General features: G+C 73.7%; 14 protein-coding genes and 3 pseudogenes. 11 read left to right on the top strand and 6 right to left on the bottom strand.

The window, feature by feature from the left end:
• Nucleotides 1-95 precede the first annotated feature (95 nt).
• Genes ACSLTV_RS12710 through ACSLTV_RS12700 form a run of 3 tightly spaced genes read left to right on the top strand, consistent with a single transcriptional unit; the run spans nucleotide 96 to nucleotide 3435 of the window.
• On the top strand, nucleotides 96-1553 hold the full coding sequence (locus ACSLTV_RS12710) for an NCS2 family permease (RefSeq protein ID WP_432136991.1): 1458 nt from the start codon (nucleotides 96-98) through the stop codon (nucleotides 1551-1553).
• A 45-nt stretch (nucleotides 1554-1598) separates the two neighbouring features.
• Nucleotides 1599-2750, top strand: a complete 1152-nt coding sequence (locus tag ACSLTV_RS12705; RefSeq protein ID WP_432136992.1) for an XdhC family protein — start codon at nucleotides 1599-1601, stop codon at nucleotides 2748-2750.
• Nucleotides 2751-2793: 43 nt separating this feature from the next.
• Nucleotides 2794-3435 (top strand): DinB family protein, encoded by a 642-nt coding sequence (locus ACSLTV_RS12700; RefSeq protein WP_435612131.1) that lies wholly within the window; start codon nucleotides 2794-2796, stop codon nucleotides 3433-3435.
• A 206-nt stretch (nucleotides 3436-3641) separates the two neighbouring features.
• Here the strand turns inward: ACSLTV_RS12700 and ACSLTV_RS12695 are convergent, their stop codons facing one another.
• Together ACSLTV_RS12695 and ACSLTV_RS12690 are read right to left on the bottom strand one after the other, a co-directional pair.
• Nucleotides 3642-4082, bottom strand: coding sequence for an SRPBCC family protein (locus ACSLTV_RS12695; RefSeq protein WP_432136994.1), 441 nt, complete (start codon nucleotides 4080-4082; stop codon nucleotides 3642-3644).
• A gap of 23 nt (nucleotides 4083-4105) precedes the next feature.
• Nucleotides 4106-4996 (bottom strand): polysaccharide deacetylase family protein, encoded by an 891-nt coding sequence (locus tag ACSLTV_RS12690; protein ID WP_435612130.1) that lies wholly within the window; start codon nucleotides 4994-4996, stop codon nucleotides 4106-4108.
• Between the two features lie 178 nt (nucleotides 4997-5174).
• Here ACSLTV_RS12690 and ACSLTV_RS12685 point away from each other — a divergent pair.
• The 3 genes and pseudogenes from ACSLTV_RS12685 to ACSLTV_RS12675 all read left to right on the top strand — a co-directional run.
• Nucleotides 5175-5318, top strand: a pseudogene (locus ACSLTV_RS12685) (NAD-dependent epimerase/dehydratase family protein); the annotation flags it as partial.
• A pseudogene (locus ACSLTV_RS12680) lies at nucleotides 5308-5629 on the top strand (carbamoyltransferase N-terminal domain-containing protein); the annotation flags it as partial. The pseudogenes ACSLTV_RS12685 and ACSLTV_RS12680, both read left to right, overlap by 11 nt.
• 129 nt (nucleotides 5630-5758) lie before the next feature.
• Complete coding sequence (locus ACSLTV_RS12675; RefSeq protein WP_435612129.1) at nucleotides 5759-6766, top strand: glycosyltransferase family 9 protein; 1008 nt, start codon at nucleotides 5759-5761, stop codon at nucleotides 6764-6766.
• On the opposite strand, the pseudogene ACSLTV_RS12670 reads toward ACSLTV_RS12675, so the two are convergent.
• The 3 genes and pseudogenes from ACSLTV_RS12670 to ACSLTV_RS12660 form a co-directional block, all read right to left on the bottom strand.
• A pseudogene (locus ACSLTV_RS12670) lies at nucleotides 6661-7326 on the bottom strand (ABC transporter permease); the annotation flags it as partial. The gene ACSLTV_RS12675 and the pseudogene ACSLTV_RS12670 sit on opposite strands and share 106 nt — an antisense overlap.
• Nucleotides 7323-8255 (bottom strand): ABC transporter ATP-binding protein, encoded by a 933-nt coding sequence (locus ACSLTV_RS12665; protein WP_435612128.1) that lies wholly within the window; start codon nucleotides 8253-8255, stop codon nucleotides 7323-7325. The gene ACSLTV_RS12665 and the pseudogene ACSLTV_RS12670, both read right to left, overlap by 4 nt.
• Before the next feature lie 27 nt (nucleotides 8256-8282).
• The gene (locus ACSLTV_RS12660; RefSeq protein WP_432136998.1) at nucleotides 8283-8798 is read right to left on the bottom strand and encodes a YceI family protein; all 516 of its coding nucleotides are present in this window, start codon (nucleotides 8796-8798) and stop codon (nucleotides 8283-8285) included.
• A 223-nt stretch (nucleotides 8799-9021) separates the two neighbouring features.
• On the opposite strand from ACSLTV_RS12660, the gene ACSLTV_RS12655 reads away from it, so the two are divergent.
• The 3 genes from ACSLTV_RS12655 (at nucleotide 9022) to ACSLTV_RS12645 (ending at nucleotide 11400) form a co-directional block, all read left to right on the top strand.
• On the top strand, nucleotides 9022-10218 hold the full coding sequence (locus ACSLTV_RS12655) for a sensor histidine kinase (protein WP_435612127.1): 1197 nt from the start codon (nucleotides 9022-9024) through the stop codon (nucleotides 10216-10218).
• Nucleotides 10215-10871 (top strand): response regulator transcription factor, encoded by a 657-nt coding sequence (locus ACSLTV_RS12650; protein ID WP_435612126.1) that lies wholly within the window; start codon nucleotides 10215-10217, stop codon nucleotides 10869-10871. Before ACSLTV_RS12655 ends, ACSLTV_RS12650 begins: the two co-directional genes overlap by 4 nt.
• 166 nt (nucleotides 10872-11037) lie before the next feature.
• The gene (locus tag ACSLTV_RS12645; RefSeq protein ID WP_432137001.1) at nucleotides 11038-11400 is read left to right on the top strand and encodes an ArsR/SmtB family transcription factor; all 363 of its coding nucleotides are present in this window, start codon (nucleotides 11038-11040) and stop codon (nucleotides 11398-11400) included.
• A gap of 165 nt (nucleotides 11401-11565) precedes the next feature.
• On the opposite strand, the gene ACSLTV_RS12640 is transcribed toward ACSLTV_RS12645, so the two are convergent.
• Nucleotides 11566-13062, bottom strand: a complete 1497-nt coding sequence (locus tag ACSLTV_RS12640; protein ID WP_435612125.1) for an LCP family protein — start codon at nucleotides 13060-13062, stop codon at nucleotides 11566-11568.
• A gap of 195 nt (nucleotides 13063-13257) precedes the next feature.
• Here ACSLTV_RS12640 and ACSLTV_RS12635 point away from each other — a divergent pair, with 195 nt between their 5' ends.
• Nucleotides 13258-14280, top strand: coding sequence for a LacI family DNA-binding transcriptional regulator (locus ACSLTV_RS12635; protein WP_432137003.1), 1023 nt, complete (start codon nucleotides 13258-13260; stop codon nucleotides 14278-14280).
• 290 nt (nucleotides 14281-14570) lie between these two features.
• The gene (locus ACSLTV_RS12630) at nucleotides 14571-15710 is read left to right on the top strand and encodes a GH12 family glycosyl hydrolase domain-containing protein (RefSeq protein WP_435612124.1); all 1140 of its coding nucleotides are present in this window, start codon (nucleotides 14571-14573) and stop codon (nucleotides 15708-15710) included.
• Nucleotides 15711-15801: the final 91 nt, after the last annotated feature.

The raw sequence follows: 15801 nt of genomic DNA, 5'->3' as shown, positions 1-15801 counted from the left end.
TCCCCCGGGTCGTGCGGCCGAAGCACCTTCCCAAATCCCGCGACCGCGCAAGCGGTCGGCGCGGGTGCCCCTTTGAACCTTGGGAGTAGGCCCACATGACCCAGCAGTCACTTGAGCCGAGGACCACAGCCGACGACGCGGGCGACGGCACGCGCGTCCCGGCCGGCAGGTCCTGGCTCGACCGGTACTTCCACATCTCCCGGCGTGGATCCACGGTCGCGCGCGAAGTGCGCGGCGGCATCACCACCTTCATGGCGATGGCGTACATCCTCCTGCTCAACCCGCTGATCCTGTCCGGCCAGGACGTGGCGGGTGCCACGCTCGGCCCGCAGGCCCTGATCACCGCGACCGCGTTCGCGGCCGCCCTGGCCACCCTGCTGATGGGCTTCTTCGGCAAGGTGCCGCTCGCCCTCGCCGCCGGCCTCTCCGTGTCCGGCGTGCTCGCCTCCCAGGTCGTCCCGCAGATGACCTGGCCGCAGGCCATGGGCATGTGCGTGATGTACGGCGCGGTCATCATGCTGCTGGTCGTCACCGGCCTGCGTGAAATGATCATGAACGCGATCCCGCTGGCGCTCAAGCACGGGATCACCATGGGCATCGGCCTGTTCATCGCCCTCATAGGTTTCTACAAGGCCGGCTTCGTGCACCAGGGCAAGGCCACCCCCGTCACCCTGGGCCCGGCCGGCGAACTCGCGGGCTGGCCGGTGCTGCTCTTCGCGGCCACCCTGCTCGCCATCTTCATGCTCCAGGCGCGCGGCGTGCCCGGCGCGATCCTGATCGGCATCGTCGGCGGCACCGTCCTCGCCGTCCTGCTCAACGCGCTGGACGTCATCGACCCCCGGCAGTGGGCCGGCGGCGCCCCCGAGCTGCACGGCAGCGCGGTGTCCATGCCGGACTTCTCGCTCTTCGGCGACGTGGAGTTCGGGGGCTGGGGCGAGGTCGGTGCGATGACCGTCGGCATGATCGTGTTCACCCTGGTGCTCGCCGGGTTCTTCGACGCGATGGCCACCATCATCGGCGTCGGCACCGAGGCGAAGCTCGCCGACGACAAGGGCCGCATGCCGGGCCTGTCCAAGGCGCTGTTCATCGACGGCGCGGGCGGCGCGATCGGCGGCGTGGCCGGCGCCTCCGGGCAGACCGTGTTCGTCGAGTCGGCCACCGGCGTCGGCGAGGGTGCCCGCACCGGCCTGTCCTCGGTCGTCACCGGCCTGTTCTTCGCGGCCTGCCTGTTCTTCACCCCGCTCACGGCCATCGTGCCCGGCGAGGTCGCGGCGGCCGCGCTGGTGGTCATCGGCGCCATGATGATGATGAACGCCCGGCACGTCGACTGGGCGGACCGGGGCACCGCGATCCCGGTGTTCCTCACGGTCGTGATCATGCCGTTCACCTACTCGATCACGGCGGGCGTCGCCGCGGGCGTCATCTCCTACGTCGCCATCCGCACCGCCCAGGGCAAGGCACGCGAGATCGGGGCGTTCATGTGGGCCCTGACCGCCGTCTTCCTGCTCTTCTTCGCCCTCAACCCGGTCGAGAGCTGGATGGGCGTGCACTGACCGCCCGACTCCGTCGTACGCAACCGCTGTTAAGGAGACCGAGAGATGCTGGACATCGCCGAGGAACTCAACCGGTGGGTCGAGCAGGGCCGTGACTTCGCCGTCGCCACCGTGGTGGCCGTCCGCGGCAGCGCGCCCCGTCAGCCCGGCGCCGCGCTCGCGGTCGACGCCGACGGCACGGCGGTCGGCTCGGTCTCCGGCGGCTGTGTGGAAGGAGCGGTCTACGACCTGTGCCGGCAAGCGCTCCAGGACGGCGACACCGTCCTGGAACGCTTCGGCTACAGCGACGACGACGCCTTCGCCGTAGGGCTCACCTGCGGCGGCGTCATCGACGTCCTCGTCACCCCGGTCCGGGCGGGCGACCCCGCCCGGCCGGTGGTCGCGACGGCGCTCGAAACCGCCGCGCGCGGCGGGGCGGCCGCCGTGGCCCGGGTCGTGACCGGGCCCGCCGCGCTGCTCGGCCGCGCCCTGCTGGTCCGCCCGGACGGTTCCCGCGACGGCGGCTTTGGCGCCCACCCCGAACTGGACCGCACGGTCGCCGCCGAGGCCGCCGCGTTCCTCGACGCCGGCCGCACCGGCACCCTGGAGATCGGCGAGCAGGGCTCCCGCTGCGGCGCCCCGCTGACCGTCCTCGTCGAGTCCTCCGTCCCGCCGCCCAGGATGATCGTCTTCGGCGCGATCGACTTCGCCTCCGCGCTGGTGCGGGCCGGCAAGTTCCTCGGCTACCACGTCACCGTGTGCGACGCCCGGCCCGTCTTCGCCACGCGGGCCCGCTTCCCCGAGGCCGACGAGATCGTCGTCGAGTGGCCGCACCGGTACCTGGAGCGCACCGGCGTCGACGCCCGCACGGTGCTCTGCGTCCTGACCCACGACGCCAAGTTCGACGTCCCCCTGCTCCGGCTCGCCCTGCGCCTCCCGGTCGCCTACGTCGGCGCGATGGGCTCGCGCCGCACCCACCTCGACCGCGCCGCCCGCCTGCGCGACGTCGGCGTCACTGACCTCGAACTGGCCCGCCTGCGCTCCCCGATCGGCCTCGACCTCGGCGCCCGCACCCCCGAGGAGACGGCCCTGTCCATCGCCGCCGAGATCGTCGCCGACCGCCGCGGCGGCACCGGCGTCTCCCTGACCGGTGCCCACACCCCGATCCACCACGACCCGGGGGCGGGGCCGGCGGGGCGGATCGGGTCGGTGGCCTGAGGCCGTTTGCGACCACGAGCAGCCCGTGGCAGGCTCACGCCGCATGATCGATGCGTTCGCGAAGGACAACCTGCACGGGAGACTGCGGCGGGACCGCGAGGCGCTGCTCTGGAAACTCGACGGCTTGTCCGAATACGACTCCCGCCGACCTCTGACAGCGACCGGGACCAACCTCCTCGGCCTGGTCAAGCACGTGGCCACCGTCGAGGCCAGGTACTTCGGTGAGGTCTTCGGCCGCCCCTCCCCGGAGCCGCTGCCCCGATGGCAGGACTCCGACGGCAGCGATCTGTGGGCGGCCGAGGACGAGACCCGCGATCAGATCATCGGCTTCTACCGGCGGACGTGGGAACACTCGGACGCGACGATCAACGCCCTTCCCCTCGACGCCCCCGGCCACGTGCCGTGGTGGCCCGAACCTCATGCCCACACGAACCTGTTCGCCGTCATGGTCCACGTCCTCGGCGAGTCCGTCCGGCACACCGGGCACGCCGACATCCTGCGCGAGGGCCTCGACGGCCGGACCGGGCTGCGGGCCGAACACGAGCAGCAGATCGACGAGGAAGCCCGCGCGGCCCACCGCGCGAGGATCGAGCAGGCCGCCGGATCGGCCGCACCGATTCAGGCCTCAGAGGCCGTCCCGGGGGACGCGACAGTCGTGCGGCACGACGCCGGTCGCGGGCGCTGATCTGCCGAAGCGCCCGGTTCCTGGTGAACTCCGGCAGCAGGCCGCCCCGTTGTCGCCGGCATTCGCTGATCGTCCGCGAGGCGGGGGCCCGCTCCGCGTGACGAGCGGGTCGCGGTCACGGCAGTGGTGGACGCGCTGACCGGTGGCCGCGTCCGGCGGCATCCGCCATGCCGCGGTACAGGGGACCGGCGCGGGCCACCCCCGGTTCACGGTCGCCGCAACAGCGCGTTCACCGCCCTGCCGTACAGCGTCCGGGCCGTCACCCGCAGCGCGGGGTCGAAGAGCGACGGCAGCAGGCGTACCCGCAGGTCCTCGCGCCACAGGACGCTGCTGCGGCCGCCGGGGCCGGGGGCGACCTCGATCTCCGCCCAGCCGCGCATCAGCCAGCCGCGCTTCTCCAGCCGGCAGCGGCCCGGCGCGTCCTTGGTCGGCGGGGACCACACGGTGACCTCCATGCGGTCGTCGAAGCCGAGCGGGCCGACGCCCGTGCGGGCCACGAACTCGGTGCCCTCGTGCGTGGGCGGGGGAGTGAGCACCCGGACCCGGGTGAGCGGTGCGACGTCCCCGTGCCGGTGCCACTCGGTGAGCCGGCGCCAGGTCTCGTCGAGGGGGAGCGGTGCGGTGCGTTCGAGATGGAAGATGACCACGGAGTGATCGTAGGGAACATCCGTCAGCGATAGACCTCGCCGGGCTCCGCCGCGCCGGGCGCCAGCAGTTGGGGCACCGTCACGAACACGAAACCGCGCGCCTTGAGCGCGTCGATGATGCCGGGCACCGCGGGCACGGTCCCGTCGTAGAGGTCGTGCAGCAGGATGATGCCGTCCCGGTCGGCCTGTTCCAGGACGCGGCGCTGGATGAGGGCGGAGTCGTCGGTCTGGTAGTCCTTGGCGGTCACCGTCCACAGCACCTCCGCCAGGCCCAGCTCACGGCTTATCTCGTGCACGGTGTCGTTCGTCCGGCCCTGCGGCGGGCGCATCAGCGTGGGGCGCCGGCCGGTGAGGCGCTCTATCTCCTCGTTGGGACGGCGCAGCTCCTCGCGTATCTGGTCCGGTTCCAGCTGGGTCAGGATCCGGTGCGTCCAGGTGTGGCTGGCCACCTCGTGCCCCTCGGCCGCCATCCGCCTGACCAGCTCCGGGTAGGTGTCGATGTGCCGCTTGCCCAGCAGGAAGAAGGTCGCCGGGACCTGCTTCTCCTTCAGGATGTCCAGCAGCCGCGCCGAGTGCTCGCTCGGCCCGGCGTCGAAGGTGAGCGCTATGCACTTGGCGTGGCGGCAGTCGACCGTCCCGAAGCGGGCCTGCGCGGTGGGCGCGGAACCGGCGCGGACGGAACTCGGGGCGGTGGTGTCCAGTCCGGCGCATCCCGCGACGGCCAGCGCCAGGGACGCGGCGACGGCGGCGGTGCGCACCGCGCGGAACCCGCGGCCCGACTTCCGCGTCTTCCTGGTCGGCTCGGTCGGCTCGGTCGGCTCGGTCGGCTCGGTCGGCTCGGTCGGCTCGGTCGGCTCGGTCGGCTCGGTCGGCTCGGTCGGCTCGGTCGGGGAAGCGCTGGTCGATGAAGGCATGCCCGGACTATACATAGCGGCTATAGACGCGGTTTATACCGGGTTCATGACAGTCCGCCGGGCTGGGAACCCCCCCACCTCGCGGCTCTGGCCTGCGGGCCGCTGCCGATGGCATGCGACGGTCGAGCCGGGTTACTCGCGCCCACACGCAAGTGATGGCGCAAGCGAGGAGGCCCCCATGAGCGCACGCACCTGGCGCCGCGCACTGGTGACCGGCGGCGCCGGATTCATCGGCTCCCACCTGTGCGGACGGCTGCTCGACGCCGGCGTCGAGGTCGTCTGCCTGGACAACCTGGTCACCGGTACCCGCGCCGGCCTCGCCCTACCCCGACAGCGCGGTCCTCGTCCTCGACGGCCGCGGCGAGTGCGCCAGCCATCTCGCCGGCCGCTACCGGGACGGCAAGCTGGACACCCTCGCCACCCAGCGGCTGCCGCACTCCCTCGGCCTCCTGTACGAGGAGCTCACGCAGCACCTCGGCTTCCTGCGCAGCAGCTGACGAGTACAAGGTGATGGCCCTCGCCTCCTACGGCACCCCCCGCTTCCTGCCCGAACTGCGCCGGCACGTCCACGCCACCGGCGACGGCGGATTCCGCGTATCCCGGCTCCCTGCTCGACGTCCGCCACCACCGCGCCCCGCACGCCCATGAGGTGGAGGCCGCCCTCGACCTCGCCGAGGCGGCCGGGTTCCCCCGGTCGACGACGGCCGGCCCCGGATCCTGCTGCCGCCCGACACCACCGCACTGACCGGCCCCCCGCCCTACGTGGTGCTGCACCCCGGCGCCAGCGTCCCCGCCCGGGCCTGGAGCCTCGCCCGGTGCGCCCAGGTGGTCCGCGAACTCGGCGCCGCCGGACACCGGGTGGTCTTCACCGGCGGCCCGGGCGAGCGGGAGCTGACCGCCTACGTCAGCGGCGCCGACGGCCTCGACCTCGGCGGCCGCACCGGCGCCCCCGAACTGGCCGGCGTGCTCGCCGGGGCCACCGCCGTGGCCCCCGGCAACAGCCTCGGCCGCGCCCGCACCTGGGACTGGCCCGACAGCGTCGTCGAACTCCCCCCGGAGCGCCTGCGCGACGCGGACATCGACCTCGTGATCCTCCAGCGCCCCCACGAACTCGCCCTCGTCGACCAGTGGCTGGGCCGCCGCCCGCCCCTGGTCTACCTGGAGCACAACGCCCCGCACGGCGACGTGCCCGACACCCGCCACCCGGCCGCCGACCTGCCCGGCGTCACCCTCGTCCACGTCACCCACTTCAACCGGCTGATGTGGGACAACGGCACCGCCGAGACCGCCGTCGTCGAACACGGCATCGTCGACCCCGGACCGCGCTGGACCGGAGAGCTGCGCCACGCCGCCGCCGTCGTCAACGAACCGGAAACCGGGGCTCCAGGCGACGTCGTAGGGCAGCCCGGAGCGGTCCGCCACCTCCCGCACGCGGTCCAGGGCGAGCACGTCACCGGCCGTCGCCTCCCCGTCCGGGAAGCTGAACCAGCCGGTCAGCAGGATCCGTCGTACCTCGTCCATCGGGCCGACGGGTGCCCCGGCCGGGCTGCGGCAATCACGCCCCCGGGTCACTCCGGACGCGGATCCCAGCGGAACCGCCGCACGGCCACCACCGCGCCCGCCGCCCCCCACAGGAGCAGCACCCCGTACTCCCGCCAGGGCAGGCCCGGGTGGTCCGTGGTGAGCGCGGTGAGCAGGCCGTCGTTGAACGGCTTCACCGGCAGGGAGCCCGCGATCGCGTTCAGCGGACCGGAGTGGACGGGCAGGTAGGTGCCCGAGACGAACACGAGCGGGAACAGCACCAGCTGCACCACCGACGGCGCGGCCTCCGCGTTGCGGATCAGCGACGCCACCGCCACGCCCAGGGCGCAGAAGGCGGCGGCACCCAGCACCAGCGTCACCGCCAGCGACGGCAGTTGCGCGGCGGAGGGCAGCGGGACGCCGTAGAACCGGCCGACCACGGTGATCAGCAGCACGTCGGCGACGCTCACCAGGACGCAGTGCGCCAGCAGCCCCGCGAAGTACACCGAGGCCGGCAGGGGCGTCGCCCGGACCCGCTTGAGGATGCCGTTCTGCCGCCGCCCCGCCAGCACGATCGCCAGCTGGCTGTAGCAGGCGCCCAGGACGGACACCGCGGCGATCGTGGACACGTAGTACTGAAGGGCGGACCGCCCGTAGTAGAACTCGCTCCGGCCGATCCCGCCGAACAGCCAGCCGAAGACGGTGACGACCACGACGGGGAAGACGAACGTGAAGAACGCGTTCTGCGGATTGCGCCAGAACGTCAGTTGCTCGTAGCGGACCTGGTGCCACAGCAGTCCGGCGTTCACGAGGTGCTCCTTCGCGGGGTGCGGCCGGTGGCGCGGTCGGTCAGCCGCAGGTACACGTCCTCCAGGGTCGGCCGCTCCACCGTCAGCCCGGTGAGCACGGTGCCGCGCCCCAGCGCCCACCGCGTCAGCCGGTGCAGCACACCGGTCGCCTCCTCGGCCTCCACGGTGACCCGGCCGTCCGCCTCCGGTACGGCGGCCACCGGCAGGTCGGCCACCGAGGTGCCGGGCGGCAGCGTGAAGCGGATGCGGGCCCGCGCGGTGTCACGGCCGCCGAGCGTCGCCGGGGTGCCCTCGGCGACGATCCGGCCGTCGGAGACCACCGCGACCCGGTCGGCGAGTTCCTGCGCCTCCTCCATGGAGTGCGTGGTCAGCAGGACGGTGGTGCCCGCGTCGCGCAGGTCCCGCACCAACCGCCAGGCCGCGCGGCGGGCGTTCGGGTCGAAGCCGGTGGTCGGCTCGTCAAGGAACAGCAGACACGGGTCGCCGATCAGACCCAGCGCCAGGTCCAGCCGGCGCTTCTGCCCGCCGGACAGCGTGCGCGCCTTCTGCCCGCCCTTGCCCGTGAGTCCGACCAGGCCCATCACCTCGTCGACATCGCGGGGCGCCGGGTAGTACCCCGCGTTGCGGGCGATCGTCTCACGCACCGTCAGATACGGTTCCACGGCGATGTCCTGGAGCACCAGCCCGATCCGCTCGCGCAGCGCACGCTCGGTGGCCCGCTCGCCCGGATCGAGACCGAGCACGTCGACCCGCCCGGAGTCCCGGCCGCGGAAGCCCTCCAGGATCTCCATGGTGGTGGTCTTGCCGGCGCCGTTGCGGCCGAGCAGCGCGAAGATCTCCCCGTGCTCCACGGCGAAGCCCACCCCGCGCACGGCCCGCACCGCGCCGTAGCTCTTGTGCAGGTCCTCGACCACGACAACGCTAGCCATGACGGCCTCCCCCGGGGGCCGTCGCCGTCAGCGGCGCACACATGCGACCTCCAGCGTCAGATCCCAGAACCGTCCGGCCATCGCGCGGGCCGCCGTCACCCCGAACCCGGTGCGGTCGACCCGGGCCGTGGCACGCACCGCGAACGACTCCGGCAGCACCCGCACGGCCACGACCGTCAGAAGCGCCGGCCGGGCCGTCCCGCGCACCGTGAGCGTGCCGGACACCGACGAGGTGTCCACCGCCTCCGACTCGAACGTGATCACCGGGTGCCGGCCGGTGTCGAGGAACCGAGCGGAACGGACAGCGCCGTCCCGCCGCGCGTCGCCCGTGCGGAAACTCGCCGCGTCGATCTCGGCCCGTACCACCGACTCGGCGAGCGGCTCCGCGACGTCGACGGTGCCACCGCGCAACGCGAGGGTGCCGCGCACCGGCAGCAGACCGAGGAAGTGCCGGCCGGAGAACGAGACGGTGGACGAGCTGGTGTCGATCGAGTAGCGCCCGAGCCGGGGAATCGCCCGGGCGGCGTCGCCTGTCGCATCCATGACCCCATTGCACGCCGCGGCACCGCCCGGGCGGCAGGGCGGGCGGTCGGGTCCCCCGCCTACGAACGGACTGCCGCGGTGGTGCCCCGTGCGACGTTCGCAGGACCGGCCCGCGACGTTCGTAGGGTCTGTCGGCGACGATCGCGGGGTCCGCCCGCGCCGTAGGTCGGCCGTACCGGCCGCACCCGGCCGGAACGCCGTCGGCATGCCCTACGGTGAGGCCATGACTGACGGACCGTGGCACCGCCGGCACCCGGTGGCCGTGGACGTGACCATCGCGCTCGCCTTCGTGGTGATCGACACCGCCGCGACGCTCCTGCGGGCGTCCTGGTGGCCCGCGGACCCCGGCGCGCTCGCCTGGACCCTGCTGGGCGTGCAGGCCCTCGCCTGCGCCTCGCTGGCCCTGCGGCGGACCGCGCCGCTCACCGTCGTCGCGGTGCTCGGCGCGTTCACCCTCGCGGTGACCCTGCTGATCTCCCCACTGCACGCGCTCACCCCGGCCGACGGCGGCAACGTGTGGGCGCCGGCCGCCACGATGGTGGCCGCCTACGGCCCGCTGTTCCACCAGTGCGACCGCCGCACGGCGTTCCTGTCTCTCGCCGCGTTCACGCTCATCATCATGCGGCCCTGGGAGGCGTCGCTCACGGTGATGACGCTCGGACTGCTGCGCACCGCCGTCGGCCCGCTGCTGGCCCTGTACGTCGACGCCCGCCGCCGCCTGGTGCGGGCCCTGGTCGAGCGCGCCGAGCGCGCCGAACGGGAACGGCACCTGCTGGCCGAGCGGGCCCGCGCCGAGGAACGCGCGCGGCTCGCCGGCGAGATGCACGACGTGGTCACCCACCGGGTCAGCCTCATGGTGCTCCAGGCGGGCGCGCTGCGGGTCACCGCCTCCGACGCGCCCACCCGGAAGGCCGCCGAGGAACTGCGCGCCGCGGGCTGCCAGGCCCTGGAGGAACTGCGCGACCTGGTCGGCATCCTGCGCACCGCCCCCGAGGACGACGGCACGCCCTCGGTGGCGGGCTTCGCCGGCCTGGTCGCCGAATCGGCTGCCGTGGGCGTGCCGACCGAACTCGTCGAGGAGGGCGACCCGGCGCTGGCCTCGCCGGTGGTCGGGCGCACCGCCTACCGGGTGCTGCGCGAGGCGCTGACCAACGTGCGCAAGCACGCGCCCGGCGCGCGGGTCACCGTACGGGTGGAGTACGGCGAGGCGCGGGTGCGGCTCACCGTCCGCAACACCGCCCCCACCGGCCGCCCGAGCAGCGCCCTGGCCGGCACCGGCTCCGGCCTGGGCATCGACCGGCTGCGCCGGCGCATCGAGCTGGTGCACGGCACCCTGCGGGCCGGACCGGGCCCGGACGGAGGGTTCAGCGTCGAGGCGACGCTGCCCTCCTACGTCCCGACGGCGGAACCGGTGGTGTGAGCGTGGCCCGCGTGGTGGTGGTGGACGACGAGCCCATGGTGTGCGGGTTCCTGCGCACCATCCTCGGCTCGGCCGACGACATCGAGGTCGTCGACGAGGCGCACGACGGCGCGGCCGGCCTGGCGGCGGTCCGCCGCAGCCGCCCCGACGTCGTCCTGATGGACCTGCGGATGCCCGGCATGGACGGCCTGACCGCGATCGAGCACATCAACCGGCTGGCGGACCCGCCGCACGTCGTGGTGCTGACCACGTTCGACGCCGACCAGTACGTGCTGCGGGCGCTGCGGGCCGGCGCCACCGGCTTCCTGGTCAAGTCGACCCCGCCGGAGGAGCTGATCGGGCTGGTCCGCACCGCCGCGCGGGGGCACACGGTGCTCTCCCCGTCCGCGGCGCGCCGGCTGATCGCCGCGTCCACCGACGCCCTCTCGGCCCGGGACCGTGCCCGGGAACTGGTCGCCACCCTCACCGAACGCGAGGCCCAGGTCCTGGCGGGCCTCGGCGAGGGCCTGTCCAACGCCCGGATCGCGGCCCGCCTCCACCTCTCCGAGGCCACCGTCAAGGGCTACGTGTCCCGCATGCTCGACAAGCTCGACTGCGTCAACCGCACCCAGGCCGGGCTGCTCGCCCATGACGCGGGCCTCGTCGACGGCTGACCCCCGCCGCCGGCCCGGTGGGTCGCCCCGCTGCCCTGGGACGGGAGCGCTTACGCGGACGGCTCCGGCCCGTTCGCACTCCGTCCGCCCGGCGGCCGACGGGCACGGCGGGGCGCGTGCCGCGCCTAGACTGGTCCACGGGATCGAGGGCGGAACAGGAGAGGCCGTGGCGGAGCACGTCGGTGGATTCCAGGACCCGTCCGCCGAGGTCCTGACGGAGGCGGCCGCCGTCTTCTCACTGCTCGCCTCGCCGGCCCGGCTGCACATCATGTGGGCGCTGTCCCAGGGCGAGAGCGACGTCAGCCACCTCGCCGACCTGGTCGGCGGCGCGCTGCCCGCGGTCAGCCAGCACCTGGCCAAGCTCAAGCTCGCCGGGCTGGTGCGCGCCCGGCGGGAGGGGCGGCGCCAGGTGTACTACGTCGACGACCCCGACATCGTGACCGTGGTCCGCGTGATGGTCGGACAGCTCGCCGCGCGCTCCGGGCAGCCGACCGCGCCGGTGGACCGACTGCGGGGCACCGGGGGCTGAGCCGCCGCCCGCCCCCCGGTGCGCCGTACGCCGGGCCGGGGCCGCCGACCGGACCCGTCCGCGCCCCCGCCGCGCGGCGCCGGCCTGCCGGATCCGGCCCGCGTGAGCCGCCGCGCCGGAGTGGGCCGCCACGGCATGGCGGGGGAGCGGGGCGGCGACGGCGGCTCAGCCGTACGAGAGGTTCGAGCACAGGTCGTCGTCGGCGGAGCGCGCCTGGCCGGCCACCGAGGACGGCACGGAGGTCGGGACCGGCGACGCGGCGGGCGACTCCGCCGGGTAGTTGCGGCCGACGACGAGGGTCACGCCGGAGCCCCCGACGGCCTGCAGCTCGGCGCCGGGGAACAGTTCGGCGACCCGTTCGGCCTCGGCCCGCCGGCCGGACCCGTACTGGACCAGGGTCGTGGCGTGGTTCTGGCTGTGGGCGTTCCCGGTGCCGGTGACCGTGAAGCCGTGCGAGGTGAGGGCCGTCGCGGCGGTCGAGGCCAGCCCCCGGGTGGTGGTGCCGTTGTAGACGGCGACCGCGATGCCGTCCCCCGACACCGGCTCGCCGGCGGCCGGCGACGGGGAGGCCGGCGCGGCCTTCCTGCCGCCGCTGGCGTCCTTGCCGTCGAGCGTGCGGTCCGCCTTCAGCGCGGCCCACAACTGGGAGGCGTCGGGCTCCACGACGGCCACCCGAGTCCCCTCGTACCGCCAGGGGATGGTGAGGAACTTGGTGTTGTGCAGGTCGATGTCCTTCAGCGACATGGCGAAGGAGATCAGCTTCTTCGCCGAGCCCAGCCCCGGGTCGACGGTCATCGAGCCGGTGGCCGCTTCGGCGAGCGGCAGCAGCTTGGTCGGGGTGAGGCCGTTGTCCTTGATCTCCTTGAGGAGGCTGGAGACGAAGGCCTGCTGGCGCTTGATACGGCCTATGTCGGAGCCGTCGCCGATGCCGTGCCGCAGGCGGACGTAGTCCAGGGCCTTCTGCCCGGACACGGTCTGCTCGCCCCGGGGGAAGAGGAGGCCGCCCCGGGTGGCGCGCTTGGGGTTGAGATCCTTCTGGTAGATCTCGTTCGGCAGGCACACCGGCACCCCGCCCACCACGTCGGTCAGCGCCGCGAACCCCTTGAAGTCGACGACGACCGTGTGGTCCACCCGCAGCCCGGTGAGCTGCTCGACGGTGTTCTGGGTGCAGGCCGGGTTGCCCTTCTGCGTCTGCCCGACGGAGAAGGCCGCGTTGAACATGGTGTCCGGCCGGGTCTTCGTCCAGCTGCCGTCGGGGAGTCTGCACGGCGGGATGGTGACCAGGGTGTCGCGGGGGATGGAGACGGCTATGGCGTGCTGGTGGTCGGCGTAGACGTGCAGCAGGAAGGCGGTGTCGGAGCGGCCGATGTCGTCCTTCTCGCCGCCGCCGAGGGCGTCGTTGCCGTCGGTGCGCGCGTCCGAGCCGATGACGAGGACGTTCTCCCCCTCCGACGAGCCGGCCTCCGGGCGGTTCCTGGACAGTCCGTCGCCGTCGAAGGTGTCGATGCTGCCGTTCAGCTTGAGGTAGATCCATCCCGCGCCAGCCGCGCCGAGCACCGCCACCGCCAGCGCGACGAGCAGCGCGGTCCGCAGGGGGCGACGGCCGCGTGGACGCGCCCGCCGCGGGCGGGAACGGGCGGCGCGATCGCTGGTCGTGGTCATCCCTGCCCCCTGACTGATCGTACGATTGTACGGTTGCGCAATGTAGCAAGAATGGCCGCATGGACGATCAGCGGGTGAACCCCGCGGATCGCCGCCCCCGGCATCACCGCGGGCCCGGCTCGGCGGGACGGCCCGGGGCCGATGTCCCGGCCGGCGCCGGGATCGTAGGATCGGTGATCTCTTGGGGGAGGTGGCATGGGCAGACAGCGCCCGGGCACGCCGACGCTGGAGGAGGTCGCCGCCCTGGCCGGGGTGGGCCGGGGCACGGTCTCCCGCGTCATCAACAACGCGACCGGCGTCAAGGAGTCGACGCGCCGCGCCGTGCAGCGGGCCATCGCGGAGCTGGGATACGTGCCCAACCTCGCGGCCCGCTCGCTGGCCGGACGGCGGGCCGACGCCGTCGCCCTGGTGATGACCGAGCCGGACTGGCGGCTGTTCGCGGAGCCCTTCTTCTCCGAGATCGTCCGCTCGCTCGGCGACGCGCTGACCGGCACCGGTCTGCAACTGCTGCTGACCCTGGTCCGCTCGGACGCCGAGCGGCAGCGGTTCCTGGAGTACGCGCGCGGCGGCCGGGTCGACGGGGTGCTGCTGATGTCGGTGCACGCCGACGACCCGCTGCCCGACATGCTCGCCGACGCCCGGCTGCCGACCGTCATGCTGGGCCGCCGCTCCGGTGACGAGCACGTCAGCTACGTCGACGCGGACAACGCCGGCGGGGCCCGCGACGCGGTCGCCCACCTCGTGCGACGGGGCCGTACGAGGATCGCCACGATCACCGGCCCGCCCGACATGCACGTCGCCCGGTGCCGGCTGCGCGGCTACCGCGAGGGCCTGGCGCTGGCCGGGCTGGCCGACGGGCCCTCCCGGGTCGCCGAGGGCGACTTCACCGAGGACAGCGGGCGCCGGGCCATGGCCGAGCTGATCGACCGGCACCCCGACATCGATGGCGTCGTCGCCGCCTCGGACACCACGGCCGCCGGCGCCCTGCACGCGCTGCGCGCCGCCGGACGCCGGGTGCCCGAGGACGTCGCCGTGATCGGCTTCGACGACTTCCCGCTGGCCCAGCGGACCGAGCCCCGGCTCACCACCGTGCGCCAGCCGCTGGAGGAGATCGGGCGGGCCATGGTCCGGCTGCTCCTGGAGGAGCTGGAGGAGCCCGCCCTGGCCTGGCGCCACGTCATCCTGCGCACGGCGCTGGTGGTGCGCGAGTCCGCCTGAGCCCGCCCGCACCGCCTGGTTCCGACCGCCGTTGCGGCACGTTCGGGAGCGCTCCCAGCTCGGGCGCGCCGCTCGGTCGTCGACAGCCGCACTTGCCCCGCACCCGGCTGACCGGCCACGTCGGAATCCGTTCGACGGATTCCGGTCCGTGGCCTTGTCAGGTGCACGCCTTCGTCCCTACAGTCCGTGGCTGAACCAGTGGATGGGAGCGCTCCCATCAAACTAGTCGTGGGAGCGTTCCCGCACCACCCCTCGCGCGTACTCCTCCGTCCCTCCCCGAGAGGACCCGCATGCGACCGTCACAGCACCACGCCCGCCGGGCACGCGGCCTGTTCGGCGCGCTGCTCACCACCCTGGCCGTGGCCGCGGCCCTGCTGACCGCCGCACCGGCGGCACGGGCCGACACCACCATCTGCGAGGAATTCGGCTCGACCACGATCCAGGGCCGCTACGTCGTCCAGAACAACCGCTGGGGCACCGGCGACCCCCAGTGCATCTCCGTCAACGACTCGGGCTTCCGCATCACCAGGGCCGACGGCTCCGTCCCGACGAACGGCGCCCCGAAGTCGTACCCGTCCGTCTTCAACGGCTGCCACTACACCAACTGCTCACCGGGCACCGCCCTCCCCACGCGGCTGAACACCATCACGGGCGCACCCACCAGCATCTCCTACGGCTACGTGAGCGACGCGGTGTACGACGCCGCGTACGACATCTGGCTCGATCCGACCCCCCGCACCGACGGCGTGAACCGCACCGAGATCATGATCTGGTTCCACAAGGTCGGCCCGGTCCAGCCGGTCGGCTCGCAGGTCGGCACCGCGACCGTGGCCGGCCGCCAGTGGCAGGTGTGGTCCGGGAACAACGGCTCCAACGACGTGCTGTCCTTCGTCGCGCCCTCCGCCATCGCGAGCTGGAGCTTCGACGTCATGGACTTCGTCCGGCAGGCCGTGGCCCGCGGAATGGCAGGCGGCGACTGGTACCTGACGAGCATTCAGGCCGGGTTCGAGCCCTGGCAGAACGGCACCGGCCTCGCGGTGACCTCCTTCTCCTCCGCCGTCACCACCGGCAGCGGCGGCGACCCGGGTGACCCCGGCGACCCCGGTGACCCGGCGGCCTGCCGGGTGACCTACGCGACGAACGTCTGGCAGGGCGGCTTCACCGCCGAGGTCACCGTCGCCAACACCGGCTCCTCGCCCGTCAACGGCTGGCGGCTGGCGTTCGCCCTGCCCTCCGGCCAGCGGATCACCAGCAGCTGGAACGCGAACCTGTCCTCGTCCTCCGGCGCGGTGACCGCGAGCAACCTGCCGTACAACGCCGCCATCGCGCCCGGCGGCCAGGTGGCCTTCGGCTTCCAGGGCACCTACGGCGGCTCCTTCTCCCCGCCCGGCGGGTTCAGCCTGAACGGCACGGCCTGCGCCACCGGCTGACCGGCGTCCGAGCCCCGGGGCCCGCCCGCATCCTCCTCCCATGCCGGCCGGGCGGGCCCCGGTACCGCCCCGGTGCCGCCCCGCTCCAGGA

Source organism: Streptomyces sp. bgisy159, assembly GCF_965341775.1.
Taxonomy (GTDB): domain Bacteria; phylum Actinomycetota; class Actinomycetes; order Streptomycetales; family Streptomycetaceae; genus Streptomyces.
Note: the sequence above shows the minus strand (reverse complement) of the source record. Positions and strands in the feature narration are given on the sequence as shown.